Origin of the sequence: Mesorhizobium sp. M2E.F.Ca.ET.219.01.1.1, assembly GCF_004016445.2 — a bacterium.
In the GTDB taxonomy this organism is placed as follows: domain Bacteria; phylum Pseudomonadota; class Alphaproteobacteria; order Rhizobiales; family Rhizobiaceae; genus Mesorhizobium.
This window is the reverse complement of sequence record NZ_SADT02000001.1, coordinates 1,196,330-1,219,916: the sequence shown is the minus strand read 5'-3', so window position 1 is coordinate 1,219,916 and position 23,587 is coordinate 1,196,330. Positions and strand designations below refer to the sequence as shown.

Here is a 23,587-nt window from a genome sequence, read left to right as displayed (position 1 = left end):
CTGGCTCTACTGCATCCGCAACCGGACGCTAGCCTGCCTCGCCGGAACGCACGAGGAGGAATGAAATGAGCCAGGCCGCCGTCACGCCAGCCAAACCGTTCCCCTTTCTCTCCGAACGCCATCTCGACCCGCACGCCTATCCGGACGGCGTGGCCTTCCTCGACGGGCAATATCTGCCGATGTCCCAGGCCAAGATCTCGGTGCTGGACTGGGGCTTTCTGCATTCGGACGCCACCTACGACACGGTCCATGTCTGGGACGGCCGCTTCTTCCGCCTCGACCTGCATCTCGACCGGTTCTTCGGCGGGCTGGAGAAACTGCGCATGACGATCCCGTTCGATCGCGATGGCGTCGCGGGGATTCTCCACAATTGCGTCGCGCTCTCCGGCCACCGCGCGGCTTACGTCGAGATGCTGTGCACGCGCGGCGCCTCGCCGACCTTCAGCCGCGACCCGCGCCAGGCGATCAACCGGTTCATGGCGTTCGCCGTCCCCTTCGGCTCGGTCGCCAGTGCCGAGCAGTTGCGGAGCGGCCTTCATGTCGCGATCAGCGACAAGGTGCGCATTCCGCCGGCCTCGATCGATCCGTCGATCAAGAACTACCACTGGCTCGATCTCGTCCGCGGCCTTTACGACGCCTATGACCGTGGCGCCGACACCGCGCTGATCCTCGACTTCAACGGCAATGTCGCCGAAGGCCCGGGCTTCAACGTCTTCTGCGTCAAGGACGGCAAGCTGTCGACACCCGCCGTCGGCGTGCTGCCCGGCATCACGCGCCGCACTGTGTTCGACCTGTGCGCCGAGGCTGGCCTTTCGGCGATCGCGACCGAAGTCAGCGTAGCCTCGCTGAAAGAGGCGGACGAGGTCTTCATCACCTCGACCGCCGGTGGCATCATGCCGGTCACCAAGATCGACGGCGCGCCCGTCGCTAATGGCAAGGTCGGCGCGACAACCGAGCGCCTGATGGCGCTCTATTGGAAGAGGCATGAGGACCCGGCCTGGTCGAGCGCGGTGCGCTACCCCTGACGGGCCAGCCAAATAAATCCGGCGGCGCCTCTGGAAAATCGCCGAAAGCGCCGTACATGCAGCAAGCGGAGTAACCTCCGCTTATATCCGGAATACATCGCCCCTAAGGCAATCCCAGGAACAGCGCATAGCCGTTTTCCGTCCGGAATTGCGCAAAACAAACACTTGGAGTGCCCGGCGATCCTGAGAGGCGCCGCCCGCTCCAAGGGCAAGGATCACACATCATGACTGATAAGGTTTGGTTCATCACCGGATCGTCGAAGGGCTTCGGCCGCGTCTGGGCCGAGGCCGCGCTCGCTCGCGGCGATCGCGTCGCCGCCACTGCCCGCGACGCCGGGACGCTTGCAGATCTCGTCGAGAAATATGGCGACAACATCGCCGCCTTGAAGCTCGACGTGACCGACAAAAAGGCTGTCGAAGCCGCGATCGCCGAGGCGCACAAGCGCTTCGGGCGGCTCGACGTCGTTATCAACAATGCCGGCTACGGGCATTTCGGCGCCATCGAGGAGGTCACCGAGCAGGAGGCGCGCGACCAGATCGAGACCAACGTCTTCGGCGCGCTTTGGGTGACGCAGGCGGCGCTTCCCATCATGCGGGCACAGCGCTCCGGTCACATCATCCAGATCTCGTCGATCGGCGGCGTCAACGCCTTTGCCTCCATCGGCCTCTACCACGCCTCGAAATGGGCGCTGGAAGCCTTCAGCCAGTCGCTCAGCCTGGAAGTCGCCGGTTTCGGTATTCACGTCACCCTGGTCGAGCCGGGCGGCTTCTCGACCGATTGGGCCGGGCCGTCGGCCAAGGTCTCCAAGCCGATGGACGTCTATGATCCGGTCCGCGCCGCGATGGCGGAGCGCCGCAGCCGCTCGGTCGCCGGCGATCCGGAAGCGACCGGCCCGGCAATGCTGGCCATCGTCGATGCCGCCGAGCCGCCGCTCCGGGTCTTCTTCGGCGACGCCGGCCTGCCGATGATCAAGCAGGAATACGCCAATCGCATCGCCACCTGGGAAAAGTGGGATGATGTTTCGGTCATGGCGCAAGGCGCCAACAAGAACCGTAAGGCAGCCTAATCCCAAAAACACTCGGCCATGTCGCCTTGCGCGGCATGGCCTCCCGTCACCGATAGATCCACTGCTCCGGCACCCGCACGGAAATCTCTTCGCCGACGGTGATCGTGCCCGGCTTTTCGACCCACGCGACCAGGCCGCGTAGCCGTTTCGCCTCCTTCGGGAAGAGCAGCGCGGTGGCGTCGGGATCCGCGGCGCCGACGTGCTCGGCGATCGACTGTCCGGCAAAGCGGCAGGGCTTGTTCTGGCCGTCGACCTTGAGCGTCGCGCCACCCTTGAAGAACATCAGCGAGCCGGCCGGCAGCATCGAAAGATGCGGCACGCCATCGATCACCAGATTGGCGCCGATCCATTCCGGCCTGATTTCCGCGAGGCCCATGCGCTGCGCGACAATGGTGAGCTCGTCCGCTGCGACAAGCGACAATTGTCGCTCGTTGCGCATCTCGGTGCCGCGCGGATACCAGGGCTCGCGCCCGCCTGAATGCCGCGTCGTCCCGCCATGGAAGTCGCCGGCGATGCCATCGAAGCCAAGCCGCAGTTCATCGACCGCCCTCGTCTCGAAATGATCGTGCGGGGCGGCATAGAGCGCCGCCGCCTTGGCCGTCAGCTTGCGGCCCGGCACGATTTCCACCGCCGGTTCCGCCACGGGAAAAAGTTCGAGGTTCGTTCCCTGCATGCCGTTGGTCTAAAGGTGCCGGAGAATGCGGTCCAGTCGAAAGCGCTGATGATCCGATCACGCCGCTTGATGGCGATCACGATCTTCTTACCGCAAATCGCTTTCGCCAACCTCTGCGAACCGCAATGCTGCCGCGCCGGCGGCATAGACGACTGCGCGCGCAACCGGGAAGGTTCGATCATGCAGGTTGGACACGCAATCGCGGCGCTTTGGCTGTTCTGGGTGGTATCCTGGGTGCTTGCCGCTGCCTGGGCGGATCCGGCGCAAAAGCGCGCCGATCTCAAGTCGGAGGCGCGCTATCGTGTCCTTTGGCTGGCCGGCACCGTGCTGCTGTTCGTGCCGGCGCACGGCTATGCCGGCCGGCTGCGGCTCTGGACGCCGACGCTCGCCGAGGCCTGGATCTGCGTTGCCCTGATCGCGATCGGCATCGCCTTCGCATGGTGGGCGCGCCTGCATCTTGGCCGGCTGTGGTCGGCCAACGTCACCGCCAAGGCCGATCATCGCGTGGTCGATACCGGCCCTTATAGCCTCGTCCGCCACCCGATCTACAGCGGCCTGCTGCTGTCGATACTCGCCACCATGGCGGTCAAGGGCACGGTCTGGGGCGTTGCCGGCGCGGCGCTGCTGCTTGTCGGCGTTGTCGTCAAGGCGAGGCTGGAAGAAAGCTTCCTGCGCGGCGAGCTCGGCCCAGCCTACGACGATTACGCCAGGCGCGTGCCGATGCTGGTGCCGTTCGCGCCAGCGTGAAGGCCGGCTACAGCATTCTCAGCAAGGCGCCACCAATCGAATAGCCGGCGCCGAAGGCGCAGATCAGGCCGAAATCGCCGGCCTTCATGTCGGCATGGTTCTCCGACAGCGCCACGATCGCGCCGGCGCCGGCCGTGTTGCCGAGCCGCTCCAGCACCATCGGCGCGCGATCGTGATCGACATCGTGGCCGAAGGACAATTTCAGGATCATCGCATTCATGCGCGCATTGGCCTGATGCAGCCAGAACCGGCGGATCCCCTGCGGCGTCAGCCCATGCTCGGCCAGGAACTCGACGATGAACTTTTGGCCGGCGACGGTGACTTCCTTGAACACCTTGTTGCCGACCTGCTTGATGAGATTGCCTTCCAGGTTGATCATGTAGGGATCGTCCTGGGCGGTGCGCGTGTGATAGCCGAGATTGGTGCGGATGTTGTTCGACATCTGCGTCCAGGTGCGCGTGTCGAGCACCTCGAAACGCCCCGGCCGCTTTTCGCCCTGCGCCAGCCCCTCGACGACCATGGCGACCGAGGCGTCGCCGAAGATGAAATGCGTCTGCCGGTCGCGGAAGTTGAGATGGCCGGTGATGATTTCCGGCGTCGACACCAGGACGCGCTTGTGCGCCCCTGCCCTCACCAGGTTGACGGCGACATGCAGCGCGGCTGCGGCCGAAGAGCAGCCCAACCCCATGTCGAAGCCGGCGCCCTTGGTGCCGAGCGCTTCCTGCATCTCGATGGCGATGGCCGGATAGGGCCGCTGGTGATGCGAGGCCGAGCAGATGACCAGATCGATGTCCGACCCGTCGACCCCGGCATGGGCAAGCGCTTTCCTGGCCGAGGCAATGCCGAACTCAGCCTCCAGCGACAGCGCGTCGTCCGGCCGCGCCGGAATGCGCGGCGTCATGCGGGTCGGGTCGAGAATGCCCTCGCGCTCGATGACATGGCGGCTCTTCACGCCCGAGGCATGCACGATGAAGTCGCTGTCCGATTTTTGCAAAAGCGTTTCGCCGGTGTTGGCGCGGCGCGCATTCTCGGTGTCAACCCAGCTGTTGAAGCTGGCGACCAGCTCTTCATTGGTGATGACGGGTTCAGGGATTTCGGCGCCGATGCCGCTGATGATCACGCGATGCATGTTCGATCCGTCTAGAGCAATTCCAGGAAAAGTGGGGACCGGTTTTCCGTTCGGAATTGCGTTGAACAAATGCCCCGGCGTAACGGGCCTGATGTGGGCGCGGAAATGGCCTGGCGCAACCCTTGTCGCATTTGGCCGGTTTATGCCAGCTTAAATCGACAACCCTCGCTGGCATCGCGGCGAAACGCGATAGCCGGAATTTGCTCAGGCGCGTTTGGCGACGATGAAAATCCGCGGGAAGCGCAGCAGCACCTTGCCATTCGCCGTCTTCGGATAGGCCTTGGCGATCTTGGCGGTATAGCTGTCGAGGAACAGCTTCTTCTCATCCGGGTCGAGCGGATCGAGGAAGGGCTTCAGCCCTGTCGACTTGACCCATTCGACGATCGCTTCGGCGTCGGCCAGCGGATGATTGTAAATCGTGTGCCAGATGTCGAGCCGGTCGGCGAGCGGCGACAACAGATCGTAGTAGAACGACACCGGCGGCAGCGGCCCGCGCGCGGCGCCCTTGAGCTTGGCCGCGAACGGCACTTCGGCCGCCGTCTCGCGCATCAGTTGGTGCGAGGGCTCGCCCAAATTGTCGGGCATCTGGATGGCCAGGGCGCCGCCCGGCGCCAGAAGCCCCATTAGCCGCTGGAACACCGCCGGGTGTTCCGGCAGCCACTGGAAGACGGCGTTGGCGAAGATGACATCGACGGGATGCTCTGGCTGCCATGCGGCGGCATCCGCCAGCTCGAAATTGACGTTCGGCAGCCGCGCCCTCGCCTTCTCGATCATGTCGGGCGAGGTGTCGAAGCCGCTGACCCGGGCATCCGGCCAGCGCGCGACCAGAAGCTCGGTCGAGTTGCCCGGACCGCAGCCGATATCGACGACACGGCGCGGAAAATCGACCGGCACCTGCGCCACGAGATCGCGCGCGGGCCGCGTGCGCTCATCCTCGAACTTCAGATATTGGGCGGCGGACCAGTCAGCCATGTGAGAACCTCGCCCTGTTCGCCGCTCCTTCGGACCTTATGCTACCGCGTCAGCCGCTTGTGCGTCATGCGGTGCGGGGTCGCCGCTTCGGCGCCCAGGCGCCGCAGCTTGTCCTTCTCGTATTCCTCGAAATTGCCCTCGAACCATTCGACATGCGCGTCGCCCTCGAAGGCGAGCATGTGGGTGGCCATGCGGTCAAGGAACATGCGGTCGTGGCTGATGATGACGGCGCAGCCGGCATAGGCTTCGAGCGCGTCTTCCAGCGCGCCCAGCGTTTCGGTGTCGAGGTCGTTGGTCGGTTCGTCGAGCAGCAGCACATTGCCGCCGCCCTTCAGCATCTTGGCCAGATGCACGCGGTTGCGCTGGCCGCCCGACAGGTTGCCGACCTTCTGCTGTTGGTCGCCACCACGGAAGTTGAAGGACGAGCAGTAGGCGCGGCTGTTGACCTCGTGCTTGCCGAGCTTGATGACCTCGGCGCCGCCGGAGATTTCTTCCCAAACCGTCTTGTTCGGATCGAGCGCGTCACGGCTCTGGTCGACATAGCCAAGCCGCACCGTCTCGCCCTTGCGGATCGTGCCGGCATCCGGCGTCTCCTGGCCGGTGATCATTTTGAACAGCGTCGTCTTGCCGGCGCCGTTCGGGCCGATGACGCCGACAATGCCGCCCGGCGGCAGCCGGAACGACAGGTTCTCGATCAAGAGCTCGTCGCCAAAACCCTTGTTGAGGCCTTCGACCTCGATGACGACATTGCCGAGGCGCTCGCTCGCCGGGATGACGATCTGCGTGTCGGTCGGCTTGCGGTTCTGCGACTGCTCGACCAATTCCTCATAGGCCTTGATGCGCGCCTTCGACTTGGTCTGGCGCGCCTTCGGCGAAGACTGGATCCACTCGCGCTCGCGCCAGATCGACTTCTGGCGCGCGTCGTCCTCGCGGCCTTCCTGGATCAGGCGCTTGGCCTTGGCGTCGAGATATTTGGTGTAGTTGCCCTCGTAGGGGATGCCGCGGCCGCGATCGAGCTCGAGGATCCAGCCGGTGACGTTGTCGAGGAAGTAGCGGTCGTGGGTGATGATCAGCACCGAGCCCGGATAGTCGCGCAGGTGCTTTTCCAGCCATTGCGTGGTTTCGGCGTCGAGATGGTTGGTCGGTTCGTCGAGCAGCAGGAGGTCGGGCTGTTCGAGCAGCAGCCGGCACAGCGCCACGCGCCGGCGCTCACCGCCCGACAGGTTGGTCACCTCGGAATCCGGCGGCGGGCACTGCAGCGCGTCCATCGCCATCTCGACCTGCTGCTCGAGGTCCCACAGATTGAGGCGGTCGATCTCGTCCTGGAGCTTGGCCGACTCGTCCGCCGTCTCGTCGGAATAATTCATCATCAGCTCGTTGTAGCGCTCGATGATGGCGGTCTTCCGGGCAACGCCGTCCATGACGTTTTCACGCACGGTCTTGGTGTTGTCGAGCTGCGGCTCCTGCGCCAGGTAGCCGACGGTGGCGCCCTCGGCCAGCCACGCCTCGCCCTGGAACTCCTTGTCGAGCCCGGCCATGATGCGCAGGATCGTCGACTTGCCCGAGCCGTTGGGGCCAAGGATGCCGATCTTGGCGTCCGGATAGAAGGACAGGTGAACGTTATCGAGCACCTTCTTGGTGCCGTAGGCCTTCGACAGGCCTGACATGTGATAGATGAACTGGCGAGCCACGCGCGCTTTCCCTGGAAACTAGTTGTCAAGGTGATGGGGGTTGCGCGCTATGTAGGCGATGAAGCGCCGAACGGCAATCGCTTTCGGCGCCACGGCGGCCAAACGGTGCGCATTCTGCGGTTTGCGCCGCCAGTTCGTCGATCCAGGTCCGTCAACAGCTTTTCGCTGCTCCGCGATCGCGCGAAAGATGCGGCTAACCATTCGCCTTCAAAACGATGCTAGATTGGGAAATCGCGGCCAAGCCGCGATTTCGGGGAAGAACGGCCGTCCAAAGAACTCCAACCTACTGGAATCCGATCGCGTCGACCGTGCCTTTCGGACAACCGGCCTTGCCTGTCGGCGCGGACGCCATCAAGAGATCGGCAAGCTTGCTGTCGGGTCCGATCGGGCCTGACAGGCCGAGCGTGATCTCGCCGATCAGGCGCCGGCCGCTCGACGGGTCGACCAGGCAGGACACGCGCACGCGGTCGCCGGCGCCGGCGCCGAAGGCCGCGTTGAAGGCACTGCGGATCTGATCCGAGGTCAGTTGCTTGCCGATGTTCTTGGTGAAGAGATCGCGCACCGCCGAGGCGTTCACCGCCCGCATCAGGTTGAGCGCGTCGGAGAAATACTCCTGCTGGCTTTTGCCGTAGCAGGTGCCGTGCTTGATCCATTCGTGCCGCTCCAGCTTGGAGGCCGTGCCAGGCATCACCTGGTCGAGCTCGGCGCGCGTGTTCGCATCGAGCTTTACCGGCGGCAAATCTCCCCAATGCGCCGGATTGTCATTGGCTTTGTCGGCCGCCGGCACCTGGCAATAGAAATTGCCGTTAGGCTGCGGCCACAGGCCGTGCAGCGTGAAGTGCGAGGCATCGAACTCGGTCGGGTTCTGCGCCTTGCATTCGGGCTTGCTTGCCTTGGTCTCGCAGAAGGCCGGCTGCCAGCTCAGCGCAAAGACATATTCAGGTTTTCCGGAGGCTGACGACGGCTTGGCCTGACCGGCAGGCGCCGGGGTCGTCGCCGCGCTGCCGCCGGTGACATGGCCGCAGCTGATCTTCACCCAGCGCCGCTCGGGGTCGGCGCCCGGCACCTGGATGAGGTAGTGGGTGGGCTCGTCCTTGTTGCCGGCAAGTAGCTCATAGCTCTTGCCCGTCTCGGTCGAGATGTTGCCGGGGCTCTTGCCGCTCTTGATGGCCTGCGTCGCCGGACAGGCGCTGTCGGCCACGAAAGTACCGCTCATCTTGACGTCGGCATTAGCCGCGCCGGCGCCGGCGAGAGCCAGCACCATCGAACCCCACAATACCCAAACCCGCATCCCGCTCTCCCGGCGATCATTGAACCGTATTGGATTCGTCACACTAGAACAGGCGACGTGTCAGAATTGCGATCTTTTTCATCGTGCGAAAGAACAATCCCCAACTGAGCGCACCATCCGCGTGCTCGCAAGCGCGCTCGTCCACTTGACGCCGGCAAAGCCCTCGCCCAACAGTCGCCGAGGGAGCGAGACATGCCATTCGATAAACAGACCAGGCTGGCCTCACCGACCGGGGCCGAGCTCAACCTCTATGTGAAACACGCGCAGGCGAAGCCACGCGCCGTGGTCCAGATAAATCACGGCCTGGCCGAGCATGCGGCGCGCTATGCCCGCTTCGCCGACTACCTCGCGCCGCGCGGCTTCCAGGTCTACGCCCATGACCATCGCGGCCATGGCGCGACGAAGGCACCCGACGCGCCGCTCGGCAAGTTCGCCGACAGCGGCGGCATCGCCAAGGTGATCGCCGATGTCGACGCGGTGCACGACCTGATCGCGGCCGAGCATCCGGGCTTGCCGGTGATCGTTTTTGGACATTCGCTCGGCGCCTCGATAGCGCTCAACTTCGTGCTGCGCCATTCGCAACGCGTCCATGCCGCCGCTATCTGGAACGGCAATTTCTCGCAAGGGCTTCTCGGCCAATTGGCGCAGCTCATCCTGGGCTGGGAACGGATGCGGCTGGGCTCCGATGTGCCGTCGCGCCTTCTGCCCAAGCTCACCTTCCAGGCCTGGGGCAAGGCGGTGCCCAACCACCGCACCCTGTTCGACTGGCTGTCGCGCGATCCGGTCGAGGTCGACAAATATGTCGCCGACCCGCTCTGCGGCTGGGGTGCCTCCATCTCGATGTGGCGCGATGTCGTCACTATGGCGCAGCACGCCGGCAAGGATTCGAGTTTTGCGACCGTACGCCGCGACCTGCCCGTCAACCTCATCGGTGGCGAGAAGGATCCCGCATCCGATTACGGCAAGGCGGTCCATCATCTCGCAAAGCGCATGCGGGCGATGGGCTTTTCGAATCTGGTTTCAAAGGTTTACCCCGACACCCGCCATGAAAGCCTGAACGAGATCAATCGCGACGCCGTCATGAACGATTTTGCCGCCTGGGCGGACAGCGTGTTGAAATCCTGACGCGGTGGCCTATCGCATGGGTCGTGACACAGGCCGCCCCGATTGCTAGAGGCTGCGCTTTGTTTAACCACGGTGATCCATGGCCGAACCTCCGCTGAAAGGCATCCGCGTTATTGAACTCGCCCGCATCCTGGCCGGCCCCTGGGCCGGGCAGTTGCTGGCCGATCTTGGCGCCGATGTCATCAAGGTCGAAAGCCCGGACGGCGGCGACGACACCCGCAAATGGGGCCCGCCCTTCGTCATGAGCCATGACGGCGAGAACCTCTCGGCCGCCTATTACCATTCCTGCAATCGCGGCAAGCGGTCCATCGCCATCGACTTCTCCAAGCCCGAGGGTGCCGAGACGCTGCGCATGCTGGTCGCCACCGCCGACGTGCTGATCGAGAACTTCAAGCTCGGCGGCCTCAAGAAATACGGCCTCGATTATGAAAGCCTGAAGGCGATCAATCCGCGCCTCGTCTATTGCTCGATCACCGGCTTCGGCCAGGACGGTCCCTATGCGCCCCGCGCCGGCTACGATTTCATCATCCAGGCCATGGCCGGCATGATGTCGATCACCGGCGAGCCCGGCCGCGAGCCGCAGAAGGCGGGCGTCGCTATCTCCGACCTCTTCACCGGCCTTTATTCGGTGATCGCCATCCAGGCAGCACTTCGCCATGCCGAAAAGACCGGCCAGGGCCAGCACATCGATATGGCGCTCTACGACAGCCAGATCTCGGCGCTCGGCAACCAGAACCTCAACTATCTGGTCTCCGGCAAGTCGCCGGTCCAGATGGGCAACGCGCATATGAACATCGCCCCTTATGAGGTCCTGCCGGTCAGGGACGGCCACATCATCCTGGCGGTCGGCAATGACGGACAGTTCGGCAAGTTCTGCGCCGTGGTCGGGCTCACCGACCTGCCCACCGATCCGGATTTCGCCACCAACCCCGCGCGGGTCGCCAACCGCGTGAAGCTGCGGGAGCGGATCATCGAGACGCTGAGCACGTGGGACCGCGATCCGCTGCTGGCGAAGCTGGAAGCCGCCGGCGTGCCGGCAAGTCCGATCAACACGATCGGCCAGATGTTCGCTGACCCGCAGACCATCGCGCGCGGCATGCGGCTCGACCTCGACGACGGCCATGGCAACCGCCTGCCCTCGGTGCGCGCGCCGATGGTGATGTCGGGCACGCCGCTCGTCTATGAGCGCCCCTCGCCGCGTCTCGGCGAGCACACGCAAGAAATCCTTGCCGAACTGGAGAGAGCAAAATGAAGACCGGCGGACAACTGATCGTCGAGGCGCTCGAGGCGAACGGCACCGACCGCATCTTCTGCGTTCCGGGCGAATCCTATCTCGCGGTGCTCGACGCGCTGCATGACTCTTCGATCCGCACCATCGTCTGCCGCCAGGAGGGGGGCGCCGCGATGATGGCCGACTGCCAGGGCCGGCTGACCGGCAAACCCGGCATCTGCTTCGTCACCCGCGGCCCCGGCGCCACCAACGCCTCGGCCGGCGTCCATATCGCCATGCAGGATTCGGTGCCGATGATCCTGTTCATCGGCCAGGTCGCCAGCCACGCCAAGGAACGCGAGGCCTTCCAGGAGGTCGACTACAAGCGCTTCTTCGGCGACATCGCCAAATGGGTGGTGGAAATCGACGATGCTTCGCGCATCCCGGAATTCGTCACCCGCGCCTTTGCGGTCGCGACCTCCGGCCGCCCCGGCCCGGTCGTCATCTCGCTGCCCGAGGACATGCTGACCAGCGAGGTCGAGGCGCCGAAAGCGCTGCCGCACACGCCGGTCGAGACACGTCCTGGCGAAGCCGAGCTCGACGCGCTGCAGATGCTGCTCGCCAACGCCAAGCGGCCGTTCGTCATCCTCGGCGGCACCCGCTGGAACGAGGAAGCCGTGGCGCATATGCGCACGATCGCTGAGGCCTGGTCGCTGCCGGTCGGCTGCTCCTTCCGCCGCCAGATGCTGTTCGACCATCTCCATCCCAATTACGCCGGCGATGTCGGCATCGGCATCAATCCAAAGCTTGCGGAGCGGATCAAGCAGGCCGACGTGGTGCTTCTGATCGGCGGCCGCTTGGGCGAGATGCCGTCGTCCGACTACACGCTGCTGAAAAGCCCCTACCCCGACCAGGCGCTGGTGCATATCCATGCCGATGCCGGCGAGCTTGGCCGCGTCTACCGGCCGACGCTGGCGATCAATGCCTCCCCCGCCGCCTTCGTCGAGGCCTTCGCCAAACGCAAGCCCGCCGCTGGCCCTTCCTGGGCTGCCGAGATGGAAAAGGCGCATGCCGCCTATCTCGAATGGTCGACGCCGCCGCAGACCGGCCCGGGGGCCGTCCAGATGGGTCCGATAATCGAACATCTGGGAAAAGTCCTGCCGGAAGACGCCATCATCACCAACGGCGCCGGCAACTACGCCACCTGGGTGCACCGTTTCTACCGAACCCGCCGCTACGGCACACAGGCCGCGCCCACCTCCGGCTCGATGGGCTACGGCACGCCGGCCGCGGTCGCCGCCAAGTCATTGTTCCCGGATCGCACCGTGATCGCCTTCGCCGGCGACGGTTGCTTCCTGATGAACGGCCAGGAGTTCGCGACGGCTGTCCAGTATGACCTGCCGATCATCGTCATCGTCGTCAACAACGGCATCTACGGCACGATCCGCATGCATCAGGAGCGGGAATATCCGAGCCGCGTCGTCGCCACCGAGCTCAAGAATCCGGACTTTGCCGCACTTGCCCGCGCCTATGGCGGCCATGGCGAGACGGTGGAAAAGACCGCCGACTTCGCGCCGGCCTTCGAACGCGCGCTGGCCAGCGGCAAGCCGGCGATCGTCGAGATCAAGCTCGATCCCGAAGCGATCACGCCGACCCGCACGCTGACGCAGATCCGCAACAAGAGCTGAGCAAACGGGGCGGCTTGACGCCCCTTTCCTGGTTTACATCGCCTTCTCGATCTGGCCGCGGATCTCGCCGTCCTTGTTCTTGGCTGTGTGGATGTTGACGTAATATTTGCCGGCCTCCAGATCGGATACCTGCGCGTCGGTCAGCGTCGCCGACCCCTTGATCGGGCTCTTCAGCTTCTTGAACGGGATGACGGGGTCCGCATTCGCGCCCTTATCCGCCGGGCCATGGATGTGACCGGCCACGGCAGGCCCGCTGAGACCGGAGTATTTGACGTTCCAGCTGAGCTTCTTGCTTGTCGTATCGAAGGTGAGAGTGGCGGTTCCCTTCCCCTTGGTGGTCACGGGCGGGCTCTGCTGGCTGCCGTCGAGCGTCGCCGTGAACTTCATCGTCTCGGCCATGGCCGGCGATGCGAGAAGCAAGGCGGTCGAAACGGCCAAAGCCGAAAGCATCGGCACGGATAGGATGCGCATGAAGAACCTCCGTTGATTGCAGCATCCTGCGCGGCTCCCCAACGCGCGGATGCGCCAATTAACGGTTGGGCGGCCGGATGTATCCCGACACACGAATATTTTACCGCGGCAAAGAAAAAGGGGCGGTCGCCCGCCCCTTTCAATGTCGGTTGTAAAGACCCAAGCTTACTTGATCGCCTTGTCGGTGATCGCGGTCGTGTAGGCGCCGCTCGCCTCCTTGCTGATGATCTTCTGGTCGAGCAGCGCCTTGGCGGTGCGCTCGTAAGCGGCCGGGATCAGCTTGCCGTCGGCATTGTCCACCAGCTTGGCCACTTCCTTCATCATGAACTTCTGGTGGTTCTCGTCCTGGCCGCCGGCGTCGACGACGATTTCGGCCGCCTCGTCGGTGTTCTCGGTGGCGTATTTCCAGCCCTTCATCGAGGCGCGGACGAAGCGCACCATCTTGTCCTCGAAGGCCGGATCCTTGAGCTTGTCCTCGAGCGTGTAGAGCCCGTCTTCCAACAGGTCGTTGCCCATGGCCGAGTAGTTGAAGACGATCAGGTCTTCCGGCTTGTAGCCGGCATCCAGCACCTGGCCGTATTCGTTGTAGGTCATGACCGAGATGCAGTCGGCCTGCTTCTGGATCAACGGCTGCACGTCAAAGCTCTGCTTCAGCACGGTGACGCCGTCCGGGCCGCCATCGGTCTTGAGACCGATCTTGTTCATCCAGGCGTAGAAGGGATATTCGTTGCCGAAGAACCAGACGCCGAGCGTATGGCCCTTGAAGTCGGCTTCGGTCTTGATCGGCCCGGCCTTGGGGCAGACCAGTTCCATGCCGGCTTTCTTGAACGGCTGGGCGATGTTGACGAGCCCCACGCCCTTGTCACGGGCCGCCAGCGCGCCGCCCATCCAGTCGACGATGACGTCGGCTCCGCCGCCGGCGATCACCTGCTCGGGCGCGATATCCGGGCCGCCCGGCTTGATCTCGACGTCGAGGCCTTCGGCGTCATAGAAGCCCTTGGCCTTGGCGACATAATAGCCGGCGAACTGGGCCTGCGTGACCCATTTCAATTGCAGTGTCACCTTGTCGGCGGCCATCGCCTGGAAGGCGGCCAGCGACATGGCGCCGGCCAAAGCGGAAATCAGCAGTCTTTTCATGTTTTTACCCTCTGAAGTTAGTACCCAAACCCACCGCCCCTATCCACCTCGGACAGAGGGGTGCCAAAACGTGACGGCTCTTTCGATCAGAGCGACCACGCCATAAAAGACCGAACCCGCCAGTGCTGCAACTGCGATTTCGGCCCACACCATGTCGATGTTCATCCGCCCGACTTCCGTCGAGATGCGGAATCCCATACCCACGACAGGCGTGCCGAAGAACTCCGCGACGATGGCGCCGATCAGCGCCAGCGTCGAGTTGATCTTCAGCGCATTGAAGATGAATGGCATTGCCGCCGGCAGCCTTAGCTTGAGCAGCGTCGGCCAATAGCCCGACGCATAGGTGCGCATCAGGTCGCGTTCCATGTGGCCGGAGGCGGCGAGACCCGCGACGGTGTTCACCAGCATCGGGAAGAAGGTCATGATGATGACCACCGCGGCCTTGGACGGCCAGTCGAAGCCGAACCACATGACCATGATGGGCGCCACGCCGATGATCGGCAGCGCCGAGACCATGTTGCCGATCGGTAAGAGCCCGCGCCGCAGGAACGGCACGCGATCGGCGAGGATGGCGACGGCGAAGCCGGCGAGGTTGCCGGCGACATAACCGATCAGCACCGCTTTGAAGATCGTCTGCCGCACATCCGAGCCCAGGATCGGCAGCGAGTTGGCGATGCGCGCGCCGATGGCGCTGGGCGGCGGCAAGAGGATGAACGGGATGCCGGCCCCGCGCGTCACCGCTTCCCAGATGATCAGGATCCAGGCGCCGAAGATCGCCGGGATGATCAGGCGCAATGCGATCCGTGCCCACTTCTCAGTAGGCTGCAACGAGGACAGTACTGCCACACCGCGCCAGGCAAGCAGCCACGCGCTTGTCAGCAGCAAAAAATATGGCGCCAGCATCGCAAGGTTGATCCCAAGGACCCAGGCAGCAATCAACGCCACGAGGTATGGAATCAACACTTCGCCTTCGAAACTGCCAATCCCGCGGATCAACATCCAGGCGACGAGATGTGCACCGATAAGGAGTATTAGGGCTTCCACGACCGGCGCCAACCTGATCATCGAGATCAAGCTGGCCAACACGGCTAAGCCGATCATCGGCCCCCAGCTTTGCCAGTAATTGAAACCGGCATTCGGGTCCTTAAAGACAACGGCAATCATGCACAGCGCAATCGCCAGCACCGCCTGCCAAGAGGGTTTCAACCAGGTCATGCCGGCCTCCCGCCCATGGCGCGATCGACGAGGCGGCCGGCAATACCGACCACCATCACCAGCAGCGCCGCGACGATGGAGCCCGCAACCAGCGCCGACCAGATATCGATGGTCTGGCTGTAATAGGCGCCGGCGAGCAGCTTGGCGCCGATGCCCGCGACCGCGCCCGTCGGCAGCTCGCCGACGATGGCGCCGACCAGGCTCGCCGCCACAGCCACCTTCATCGAGGTGAACAGGAACGGCACCGAGGCCGGCACCCTGAGCTTCCAGAAGGTCTGCGAGGCGCTGGCACTGTAGGTATGCATCAGGTCGAGATGCATGAGCTCGGGCGAGCGCAGGCCTTTCACCATGCCGACGGCAACGGGGAAGAACGAGAGATAGGTTGAGATCAGAGCCTTCGGGATCAGGCCGGTGATGCCGATCGCCGCCAGCACCACGATGATCATCGGCGCCACCGCCAGGATCGGAATCGTTTGCGAAGCAATGATCCACGGCATCAGGCTGCGGTCGAGCGTCGCCACATGTACGATGCCGACCGCGATGACGATGCCGAGTGCGGTGCCGAAAGCGAAGCCGAGCAGCGTCGAGGACAGCGTCACCCAGGCGTTGTAGACGAGGCTGCGGTTCGAAGTGACGGACCGCAGGAAGGTGTTTTCGAAGAAATTCACCGCCACCTGGTGCGGCGCCGGCATGGTCGGCTTCGGCTGCGACAGCGTCTTGCCAATGAACTCGACCGTGCTGGGCGTCTCATTGCCTCGTTGATCGAGATCGCGCTGGAACGGCGCGTTGAGGATCACGGCAAAGACGTACCAAAGCACGACCACGCCAGCGAGGATGGTGGTGACGGGGATGATTTTGGAACGGAAGCTATCCATGGCGTTGCCCTCGCGGGCCGTGCGCCTTCGTCATCCTAGGGCGAAGCAGGAGCGTAGCAGCCTGCGCGACTGGAGCCGCCCACCGTGATCTCGTCATCCTAGGGCGGAGCAAGGAGCGTAGCGACGCAGCGCAGACCCTAGGATCCATGCCGTTACTTCTCCGCTCCGCAGCGGTGCAGAACAGGGCTTTTTGTGCCGAGCCCCGGGCGGATATTCTCGACCGCTTACGCCCTTCGACCAGCGTCACGGCATGGATCCTAGGATCTGCGCTCCGCTTCGCGTCGCTCCGCCCTAGGATGACGAAATCGCGGTCGCCGGCTCCCTTCACGCGCGCGTTGGCGCCTCTGCTCCGCCCTAAGATGACGAAGGCGCGGGGGGACGTCCCCTCACCCGGCCTCCGCTTCGCTCCGGCCACCCTCTCCCCGGTGGGGAGAGGAGGGCGCATATCCTCATCCGCCTCAATCATCATAGCTGTGCCCAGCCCTTAAGCCGTCCCGCACGCGCGCAGCGATCGCCAAAAACTCCGGCGTCTCGCGGATGTCGAGCGGCCGCTCCTTCGGCAGCGTCGATTCGATGATGTCGGTGACGCGGCCCGGCCGCGGCGACATCACCACGATGCGGGTCGACAGATACACCGCCTCGGGAATCGAATGGGTGACGAAGCAGATCGTCTTGTTGGTCCGCGCCCAGAGGTCGAGGAGTTGCTCGTTCAGATGGTCGCGCACGATCTCGTCCAGCGCGCCGAACGGCTCGTCCATAAGCAGCAGGTCGGCATCGAAGGCGAGCGCGCGTGCGATCGAGGCGCGCTGCTGCATGCCGCCGGAAAGCTGCCAGGGATATTTCTTCTCGAAGCCCGAGAGGTTGACCAGCGCCAGCGTGCGCTTGATGCGCTCCGCCTGCTCGGCCTGGCTGAGCCCGATGATCTCCAGCGGCAATGCCACATTGCGCTCGATGGTGCGCCACGGGAACAGAGCCGCGGCCTGGAAGACATAGCCGTAGGCGCGCTTCTCGCGCGCCTGCTCGGGCGTCATGCCGTTGACGGAGATCGTTCCGGATGTCGCCCTTTCCAGATCGGCGATGACGCGCAGCAAGGTCGTCTTGCCGCAGCCGGACGGGCCGATGAAGGAGACGAACTCTCCCTTGCCGATGATGAGGTCGACATTGGAGAGCGCCTGCACCGGACCGTCATTGGTTTGGAAAGTGAGGCCGAGCTTGCTTGCCGAAACGACGGCTGGCGTCTGTTCGCTCATTGGCTGCAGCCTGCCTTTCGCAGCCGCTGCCGCGCCGTCCGCAATCCGGTTGATTTTATGATAGCGTTGCTTTCCACTCGTCTTGTCCCACCCGATCGACGCCGCCCGGAGCTTTGCCGATGTCGCCTAAACCCACCTGTCATCTCGTTCGCCCCGAAAGCACCTATCAGGGCAAGCAGGGGCTGAGCTATTTCGCCGGCATCGCCGCCGAGACCGTCGGCTCCTCCGGCATCTGCATGCATCTTCTCACCATGCCGCCCGGCGCCCGCGCCAAGGCGCATATGCATGAAAGCCACGAGACGGCCATCTACGTGCTGTCCGGCGAAGTCCACACCTGGTATGGCGACCGGCTCGAGCACCACATCGTCGTCAAGGCCGGCGACCTCTTCTACATCCCGGCCGGCGTGCCGCATCTGCCGGCCAATCTGAGCGGGGCTCCGTCCTCGGCGGTCATCGCCCGCACCGATCCCAACGAACAGGAAAGCGTCGTCCTGCTGCCGGAACTGGATGGCCTGGTTGATTGACCCTGACGGGATCGCCGTCATTTGCATCGCGCGACTTCGCCCATCACATGGCCGTCCTCGTCGGCCACCACCAGCTTCTTGGCATTCTTTGCGCTGCGCTTGATGGTGAATTTGGTCGGCGCCTGTCCTTCTTCGCCTTCCGCCTCGCATTTCGCCGTTACCACCAGCGAGCCGTCGGCCTGGGGCTGCTTGTCGCTGAAGGTGCAGGCGCTGGCCGCCGTGATCAGTTCCTTGTCGGTCAAAAGCAGCATCTTGTCGGCGGCGACCTCCTGGCCGTTCCGGTTGATGCAGCCATATTTATCGCCATAAGGTTTTGAGAGATCGATGCCGGCGGCCCATGCATGGCCGGCCGCAAGCACAAAGGCCGCGCCCAAAAATAGTCCCCCGCGCCCCATCTCAAACCCCCGTCGCCGGAATGCCTGTGCGCTCCACCTTGCGCGGCGCGGAAATCTCCTTCCAGGTCGACAGCGCCCGGTTGACCGCCGCGTTCGGCTCACGCGCGACGAACTCTCCATGGCCGGCCTTGGCCTTGACGTCCGCTTCCTCGATCGAGAGCTCGCCACGCGAGAAGACGAAGCGCGGCAGGCCGGTCACCTCGAAACCTTCGAAGACGTTGTAGTCGATCACCGACTGCTGCTTCTTGGCCGAGATCGTCTTCTTGCGCTTCGGGTCCCACACGATGATGTCGGCATCCGCGCCTTCGACGATCGCGCCCTTCTTCGGATACATGTTGAGGATTTTTGCGATGTTGGTCGAGGTCACCGCGACGAACTCGTTCATCGTCAGGCGGCCGGTGTTGACGCCGGTTGTCCACAGCACCGGCAAGCGGTCCTCGAGCCCGCCCGTGCCGTTCGGGATCTTGGTGAAGTCGCCGACACCGTTGCGCTTCTGTTTGGTGGTGAAAGAGCAGTGGTCGGTCGCCACCACCTGCAGCGAACCAGCCTGCAGGCCGGCCCAGAGCGAATCCTGGTGCCACTTGCTGCGGAAGGGCGGGCTCATCACGCGGCGCGCCGCATGGTCCCAGTCCTTGTTGAAATATTCGGTTTCGTCGAGCGTCAGATGCTGGATCAGCGGCTCGCCGAACACCCGCATGCCCTTCTGCCGGGCGCGGCGGATAGCCTCGTGGCTCTGCTCGCAGGAGACATGCACGACATAGAGCGGCACGCCGGCCATGTCGGCGATCATGATGGCGCGGTTTGTCGCCTCGCCTTCCACTTCCGGCGGACGCGAATAGGCGTGCCCCTCGGGGCCGTTGTTGCCGGCGGCTAAAAGCTTTTGCGACAGTGCCGCGACTACGTCGCCATTCTCAGCATGCACCAGCGGCAGCGCGCCGAGATCGGCGCAGCGCTGGAACGACGCATACATCTCGTCGTCGTCGACCATCAGCGCGCCCTTGTAGGCCATGAAGTGCTTGAACGAGGTGATGCCGCGGTCGACCACCGTCGCCATCTCGTCGAACACCTGCTTGCTCCACCAGGTGATCGCCATGTGGAAGGAATAGTCGCACGACGCCTTCGAAGTCTTGTTGTCCCACATCTGCAGCGCCTCGAGCAGCGACTGCTGCGGCGCCGGCAGGCAGAAATCGACCACCATCGTGGTGCCGCCGGAGAGTGCGGCGCGCGTGCCGGATTCGAAATCGTCGGCCGAATAGGTACCCATGAAGGGCATTTCGAGGTGAGTGTGCGGATCGATGCCGCCCGGCATGACATAGCAACCCGTGGCGTCGAACTCATGGTCGCCATGCAGGTTGGAACCGATGGCGACGATCTTGCCGTGCTGCATCAGCACGTCGGCCTTCCACGTGCGGTCGGCGGTGACGACGGTGCCGTTCCGGATAACTTTGGTCATATCTGTTCCCCTGTTCTTTCGCGCTTCTTTGCGAGCGGCGTTGCGAGGTGATTTGTCTAGTCGGTCATTCGACGATTCCCGCCGTTTCGACCACCGCGTGGAACAGAACGTCGGCGCCCGCCGCGGCCCATTCCTTGGAGATTTCCTCGGCCTCATTGTGGCTGAGACCGCCCACGCAGGGGCACATGACCATGGTCGCGGGCGCGACCTTGGCCGCCCAGCAGGCATCGTGGCCGGCGCCCGAAATGATGTTCATGTGGCTGTAGCCCAGCTTTTCGGCGGCGGTGCGCACGCGGCCGACCAGCGTCGGGTCGAAGGTTATCGGATCGAAATGGCCGACCGCCTCCACCGAGCACTTGACGCCGAGCGCCTCGCAGATCTTCGGGGCTTCCTTCTCGATGCGGGCGCGCATGCCGTCGAGCTTCGCCTGGTCCGGCGAGCGGATGTCGACGGTGAAGACGACGGTGCCCGGCAAAACGTTGCGCGAATTGGGTGTAAACTTGACCTGTCCGACGCCGCCGACGGCGCCCGGCTGGTTCTCCATGGCGACCGTCTGCACCATCTCCAGGATACGGGCCATGGCAAGGCCTGCATTGACGCGCATGTTCATCGGCGTCGAGCCCGTATGCGCCTCCTTGCCGGTCAGCGTGAATTCCAGCCACCACAGGCCCTGGCAATGCGTCACCACGCCGATCTGCTTGTTCTGCGCCTCCAGGATCGGTCCCTGCTCGATGTGGTACTCGAAATAGGCATGCATCTTGCGCGCCCCGACCTTCTCGTCGCCGACCCAGCCGATCCGTTTCAGCTCGTCGCCGAAGGTCAGGCCGTCCAGATCCTTGCGGGCATAGGCGTAGTCCTGTGTATGCACCCCGGCGAACACACCGGAGGCAAGCATGGCCGGGGCGAAACGCGCGCCCTCCTCATTCGTCCAGTTGGTGACAACGATCGGGTGCTTCGTCTTGATGCCGAGATCGTTGAGCGAACGCACGACCTCGAGACCCGAGAGCACGCCGAGCACGCCGTCATATTTGCCGCCGGTCGGCTGGGTATCGAGGTGGGAACCGACATAGACCGGCAGCGCGTCCGGATCGGTGCCGGCGCGCGTCATGAACATGGTGCCCATCTGGTCGACACCCATCGAGAGCCCGGCCGCATCGCACCAGGACTTGAAAAGCGCGCGGCCCTCTTTGTCGGAATCGGTGAGCGTCTGGCGATTGTTGCCGCCGGCGATGCCGGGGCCGATCTTCGCCATCTCCATCAGGGAGTCCCACAAACGGTCTGAATTGATTCGCAGATTTTCGCCGGGTGCGGCCATTTGCGGTTCCCATTTTCACCAGGGGTCTTGTCGCCCCTTGAGTGGTTTGCATCCTGACCGTATGGTCAGCTTTCAGACTACACAAGCTGACCAAGCGGTCAACGAGAATCTTGGGGGAGACATGACCGAATCCACCCGTCCGATGCGGCGCCAGGACATAAGGCGGGAGAATGAAAAGGCCATTCTGCTCGCCGCCGAAAAGGTTTTCGCGGAAGCCGGGTTCGGCGGCGCCACGATGCAGCTGATTGCCGATCTGGCGGGGCTGCCCAAGGCAAATCTCCACTACTATTTCGCCACCAAGGAAGAACTCTACCGGTCCGTCGTCCAGAACATTTTCGAAATCTGGCTGCAGGCGGCCAATTGCTTCGACGCGGCGCGCGGGCCGATAGACGGCATCAGCGCCTATATCGACGCCAAGATGGAAATATCACGCCGCCACCCCGATGGCTCGAAGGTCTGGGCCTCGGAGGTGATGCACGGCGCGCCGGTGCTTCAGGACTATATGGAATCGACGCTTCGCGAATGGACCGACGGTCGCGTCGAGATCATCAGGCGCTGGATCGACGAGGGTAAGATGGACCCGGTCGACCCGCGACATCTGCTCTACATGCTCTGGGCCACGACCCAGCACTACGCCGATTTCGGCCACCAGATCGAGACGCTGAACGGCGGCAAGTCGCTCTCGGACCGGCAATGGCGGGAAGCCAAGGAGAACATCAAGCGGGTGATCCTGACCGGCATCGGCGCGCAGCCTGCCTGAACCGCACCCCTATCGAGGTCGGCGCTTCTTGGCCGACCTCGCCCAGCCGCTTCACGGACACCCTCCCCTCGGCGGAGAGGATGTCCGCACCGGCTTATCAGTCAATCGACCTCAGAACATCGCGCACATGGTCGATCAGTTCGTTGATCTGGCCCTTGGTGATGATCAGCGGCGGCGACAGCGCAATGATGTCGCCGGTGGTGCGGATCAGCGCGCCGCGCTCGAAGGCCTTGACGAAGGCCGAGAACGCCCGCTTGGTCGGGCTGCCGGCGATCGGCGCCAGCTCGATCGCGCCGATCAGGCCGATGTTGCGGATGTCGATGACATGCGGCTCGCCCTTGAGCGAATGCAGCGCGTCTTCCCAGTACGGCGCCAGCTCTTCGCCGCGCGTCAAAAGGCCCTCTTCCTTGTAGGTGTCCAAAGTGCCGAGCGCGGCGGCGCAGGCGATCGGATTGCCCGAATAGGTATAGCCGTGGAAGAACTCGATCATGTGCTCGGGGCCGGTCATGAAGGCGTCGTGGATCTCCTTCTTGACGAACACCGCGCCCATCGGAATGACGCCGTTGGAAACACCCTTGGCAGTGGTCATGATATCCGGCGTGACGCCGAAATAGTCCGCCGCGAAAGGCGCGCCGAGGCGGCCGAAGCCGGTGATCACTTCATCGAAAATCAACAGTATGCCGTGCTTCGTGCAGATTTCCCGAAGTTTTTGCAGATAGCCCTTCGGCGGCAGGATGACGCCGGTGGAGCCAGCGACCGGCTCGACGATGACGGCCGCGATGGTCGAGGCGTCATGCAGCGTGACGAGACGCTCGAGCTCATTGGCGAGTTCCGCGCCATGTTCCGGCACGCCCTTCGAGAATGAGTTCTTCTCCGGCAGATGCGTGTGCGGCAGGTGGTCGACGCCGCCGAGCAGCGTGCCGAACATCTTGCGGTTGGTGACGATGCCGCCGACCGAGATGCCGCCGAAATTGACACCATGGTAGCCGCGCTCGCGGCCGATCAGCCGGGTGCGCGAGCCCTCGCCCCTGGCGCGGTGATAGGCGATCGCCATCTTCAGCGCGGTCTCGACCGATTCCGAACCGGAATTGGTGAAGAAGACATGGTCCATGCCCTTCGGCGCGATGTCGACCAGCCGGTTCGCCAGCTCGAAGACAATGGGATGGCCCATCTGGAAGGCCGGCGCATAGTCGAGCTCGGCAGCCTGGTGCTGGATCGCCTCGGTGATCTTCGGCCGGCAGTGACCGGCGTTGACGCACCAGAGGCCAGCGGTGCCGTCGAGCACCTTGCGGCCGTCGCTGGTGGTGTAATGCATGTCCTTGGCGGACACGAACATGCGCGGCGCCTGCTTGAACTGACGGTTTGCCGTGAACGGCATCCAGAATGCGCTGAGATCGTTCGGCGTGACTTTCAGCCGGTTGGACATAGCCAAGACTTCCCCTTGTAACCTGTTTCGGTGCGGCCAACGCTTGGTCTTTGCTGCGTTTTCGTGCTACGCAAATTTTTGACCGGTTGGACAAACGTTAGCGCCGCCTGTCGGCGGTCAGGGGATTACTAGCGGAAATGCGGCATAA

Annotated in this window: 22 protein-coding genes; 8 read left to right on the top strand and 14 right to left on the bottom strand. The window is 63.9% G+C overall.

Annotation, left to right across the window (positions count from 1 at the left end; genetic code table 11):
- Window positions 1-65 precede the first annotated feature (65 nt).
- Window positions 66-1,025: a D-amino acid aminotransferase gene (locus tag EN862_RS05720; protein WP_127863204.1), complete on the top strand. Its 960-nt coding sequence runs from the start codon at window positions 66-68 to the stop codon at window positions 1,023-1,025.
- A gap of 224 nt (window positions 1,026-1,249) precedes the next feature.
- Complete coding sequence (locus tag EN862_RS05715) at window positions 1,250-2,092, top strand: SDR family oxidoreductase (RefSeq protein WP_127863203.1); 843 nt, start codon at window positions 1,250-1,252, stop codon at window positions 2,090-2,092.
- A 46-nt stretch (window positions 2,093-2,138) separates the two neighbouring features.
- Here EN862_RS05715 and EN862_RS05710 read toward each other — a convergent pair whose 3' ends face one another.
- Complete coding sequence (locus tag EN862_RS05710; RefSeq protein WP_127863202.1) at window positions 2,139-2,765, bottom strand: MOSC domain-containing protein; 627 nt, start codon at window positions 2,763-2,765, stop codon at window positions 2,139-2,141.
- Between the two features lie 48 nt (window positions 2,766-2,813).
- Between EN862_RS05710 and EN862_RS05705 the strand changes: the two genes are divergently transcribed.
- Window positions 2,814-3,512, top strand: coding sequence for an isoprenylcysteine carboxylmethyltransferase family protein (locus EN862_RS05705; protein ID WP_245519506.1), 699 nt, complete (start codon window positions 2,814-2,816; stop codon window positions 3,510-3,512).
- 7 nt (window positions 3,513-3,519) lie between these two features.
- Here the strand turns inward: EN862_RS05705 and EN862_RS05700 are convergent, their stop codons facing one another.
- The 4 genes from EN862_RS05700 to EN862_RS05685 all read right to left on the bottom strand — a co-directional run bounded on the left by EN862_RS05700 (window position 3,520) and on the right by EN862_RS05685 (window position 8,595).
- Window positions 3,520-4,641 carry a beta-ketoacyl-ACP synthase III gene (locus EN862_RS05700; protein ID WP_127863201.1) on the bottom strand — a complete coding sequence of 374 codons (1,122 nt, stop codon included), beginning with the start codon at window positions 4,639-4,641 and terminating at the stop codon, window positions 3,520-3,522.
- Between the two features lie 204 nt (window positions 4,642-4,845).
- The gene (tam, locus tag EN862_RS05695) at window positions 4,846-5,613 is read right to left on the bottom strand and encodes a trans-aconitate 2-methyltransferase (protein ID WP_127863200.1); all 768 of its coding nucleotides are present in this window, start codon (window positions 5,611-5,613) and stop codon (window positions 4,846-4,848) included.
- A 41-nt stretch (window positions 5,614-5,654) separates the two neighbouring features.
- Complete coding sequence (ettA, locus tag EN862_RS05690) at window positions 5,655-7,304, bottom strand: energy-dependent translational throttle protein EttA (RefSeq protein ID WP_127863199.1); 1,650 nt, start codon at window positions 7,302-7,304, stop codon at window positions 5,655-5,657.
- Window positions 7,305-7,587: 283 nt separating this feature from the next.
- On the bottom strand, window positions 7,588-8,595 hold the full coding sequence (locus EN862_RS05685; RefSeq protein WP_127863198.1) for a ribonuclease: 1,008 nt from the start codon (window positions 8,593-8,595) through the stop codon (window positions 7,588-7,590).
- Window positions 8,596-8,787: 192 nt separating this feature from the next.
- On the opposite strand from EN862_RS05685, the gene EN862_RS05680 reads away from it, so the two are divergent.
- From EN862_RS05680 to EN862_RS05670, 3 genes are all read left to right on the top strand, one after another.
- Window positions 8,788-9,720, top strand: coding sequence for an alpha/beta hydrolase (locus tag EN862_RS05680; protein WP_127863197.1), 933 nt, complete (start codon window positions 8,788-8,790; stop codon window positions 9,718-9,720).
- Between the two features lie 79 nt (window positions 9,721-9,799).
- Window positions 9,800-10,972, top strand: coding sequence for a CaiB/BaiF CoA-transferase family protein (locus EN862_RS05675; RefSeq protein ID WP_127863196.1), 1,173 nt, complete (start codon window positions 9,800-9,802; stop codon window positions 10,970-10,972).
- Window positions 10,969-12,618 carry a thiamine pyrophosphate-binding protein gene (locus EN862_RS05670; protein WP_127863195.1) on the top strand — a complete coding sequence of 550 codons (1,650 nt, stop codon included), beginning with the start codon at window positions 10,969-10,971 and terminating at the stop codon, window positions 12,616-12,618. Before EN862_RS05675 ends, EN862_RS05670 begins: the two co-directional genes overlap by 4 nt.
- A gap of 33 nt (window positions 12,619-12,651) precedes the next feature.
- Here the strand turns inward: EN862_RS05670 and EN862_RS05665 are convergent, their stop codons facing one another.
- From EN862_RS05665 to EN862_RS05640, 5 genes are all read right to left on the bottom strand, one after another.
- Window positions 12,652-13,089: a CHRD domain-containing protein gene (locus EN862_RS05665; protein WP_127863194.1), complete on the bottom strand. Its 438-nt coding sequence runs from the start codon at window positions 13,087-13,089 to the stop codon at window positions 12,652-12,654.
- Window positions 13,090-13,254: 165 nt separating this feature from the next.
- Complete coding sequence (locus tag EN862_RS05660) at window positions 13,255-14,226, bottom strand: ABC transporter substrate-binding protein (protein ID WP_127863193.1); 972 nt, start codon at window positions 14,224-14,226, stop codon at window positions 13,255-13,257.
- A gap of 39 nt (window positions 14,227-14,265) precedes the next feature.
- The gene (locus EN862_RS05655) at window positions 14,266-15,441 is read right to left on the bottom strand and encodes an ABC transporter permease (protein WP_127863192.1); all 1,176 of its coding nucleotides are present in this window, start codon (window positions 15,439-15,441) and stop codon (window positions 14,266-14,268) included.
- On the bottom strand, window positions 15,438-16,316 hold the full coding sequence (locus EN862_RS05650) for an ABC transporter permease (protein WP_127863191.1): 879 nt from the start codon (window positions 16,314-16,316) through the stop codon (window positions 15,438-15,440). The genes EN862_RS05655 and EN862_RS05650 overlap by 4 nt, the downstream gene beginning before the upstream one ends.
- Window positions 16,317-16,774: 458 nt before the next feature.
- Window positions 16,775-17,566 carry an ABC transporter ATP-binding protein gene (locus EN862_RS05640; protein WP_127863189.1) on the bottom strand — a complete coding sequence of 264 codons (792 nt, stop codon included), beginning with the start codon at window positions 17,564-17,566 and terminating at the stop codon, window positions 16,775-16,777.
- A 113-nt stretch (window positions 17,567-17,679) separates the two neighbouring features.
- Here EN862_RS05640 and EN862_RS05635 point away from each other — a divergent pair, with 113 nt between their 5' ends.
- Complete coding sequence (locus EN862_RS05635) at window positions 17,680-18,090, top strand: cupin domain-containing protein (protein ID WP_189400928.1); 411 nt, start codon at window positions 17,680-17,682, stop codon at window positions 18,088-18,090.
- 17 nt (window positions 18,091-18,107) lie between these two features.
- On the opposite strand, the gene EN862_RS05630 is transcribed toward EN862_RS05635, so the two are convergent.
- The 3 genes from EN862_RS05630 to EN862_RS05620 all read right to left on the bottom strand — a co-directional run bounded on the left by EN862_RS05630 (window position 18,108) and on the right by EN862_RS05620 (window position 21,253).
- Entirely contained in the window at window positions 18,108-18,485 is a 378-nt protein-coding gene (locus EN862_RS05630; protein ID WP_127863187.1) for a hypothetical protein, read from the bottom strand.
- A 1-nt stretch (window position 18,486) separates the two neighbouring features.
- On the bottom strand, window positions 18,487-19,938 hold the full coding sequence (gene hydA / locus EN862_RS05625) for a dihydropyrimidinase (RefSeq protein ID WP_127863186.1): 1,452 nt from the start codon (window positions 19,936-19,938) through the stop codon (window positions 18,487-18,489).
- 64 nt (window positions 19,939-20,002) lie between these two features.
- Entirely contained in the window at window positions 20,003-21,253 is a 1,251-nt protein-coding gene (locus tag EN862_RS05620) for a Zn-dependent hydrolase (RefSeq protein WP_127863185.1), read from the bottom strand.
- 121 nt (window positions 21,254-21,374) lie between these two features.
- On the opposite strand from EN862_RS05620, the gene EN862_RS05615 reads away from it, so the two are divergent.
- Window positions 21,375-22,013, top strand: coding sequence for a TetR/AcrR family transcriptional regulator (locus tag EN862_RS05615; protein WP_112127153.1), 639 nt, complete (start codon window positions 21,375-21,377; stop codon window positions 22,011-22,013).
- 97 nt (window positions 22,014-22,110) lie between these two features.
- Here the strand turns inward: EN862_RS05615 and EN862_RS05610 are convergent, their stop codons facing one another.
- On the bottom strand, window positions 22,111-23,439 hold the full coding sequence (locus EN862_RS05610; protein ID WP_127863996.1) for an aspartate aminotransferase family protein: 1,329 nt from the start codon (window positions 23,437-23,439) through the stop codon (window positions 22,111-22,113).
- Window positions 23,440-23,587 lie beyond the last annotated feature (148 nt).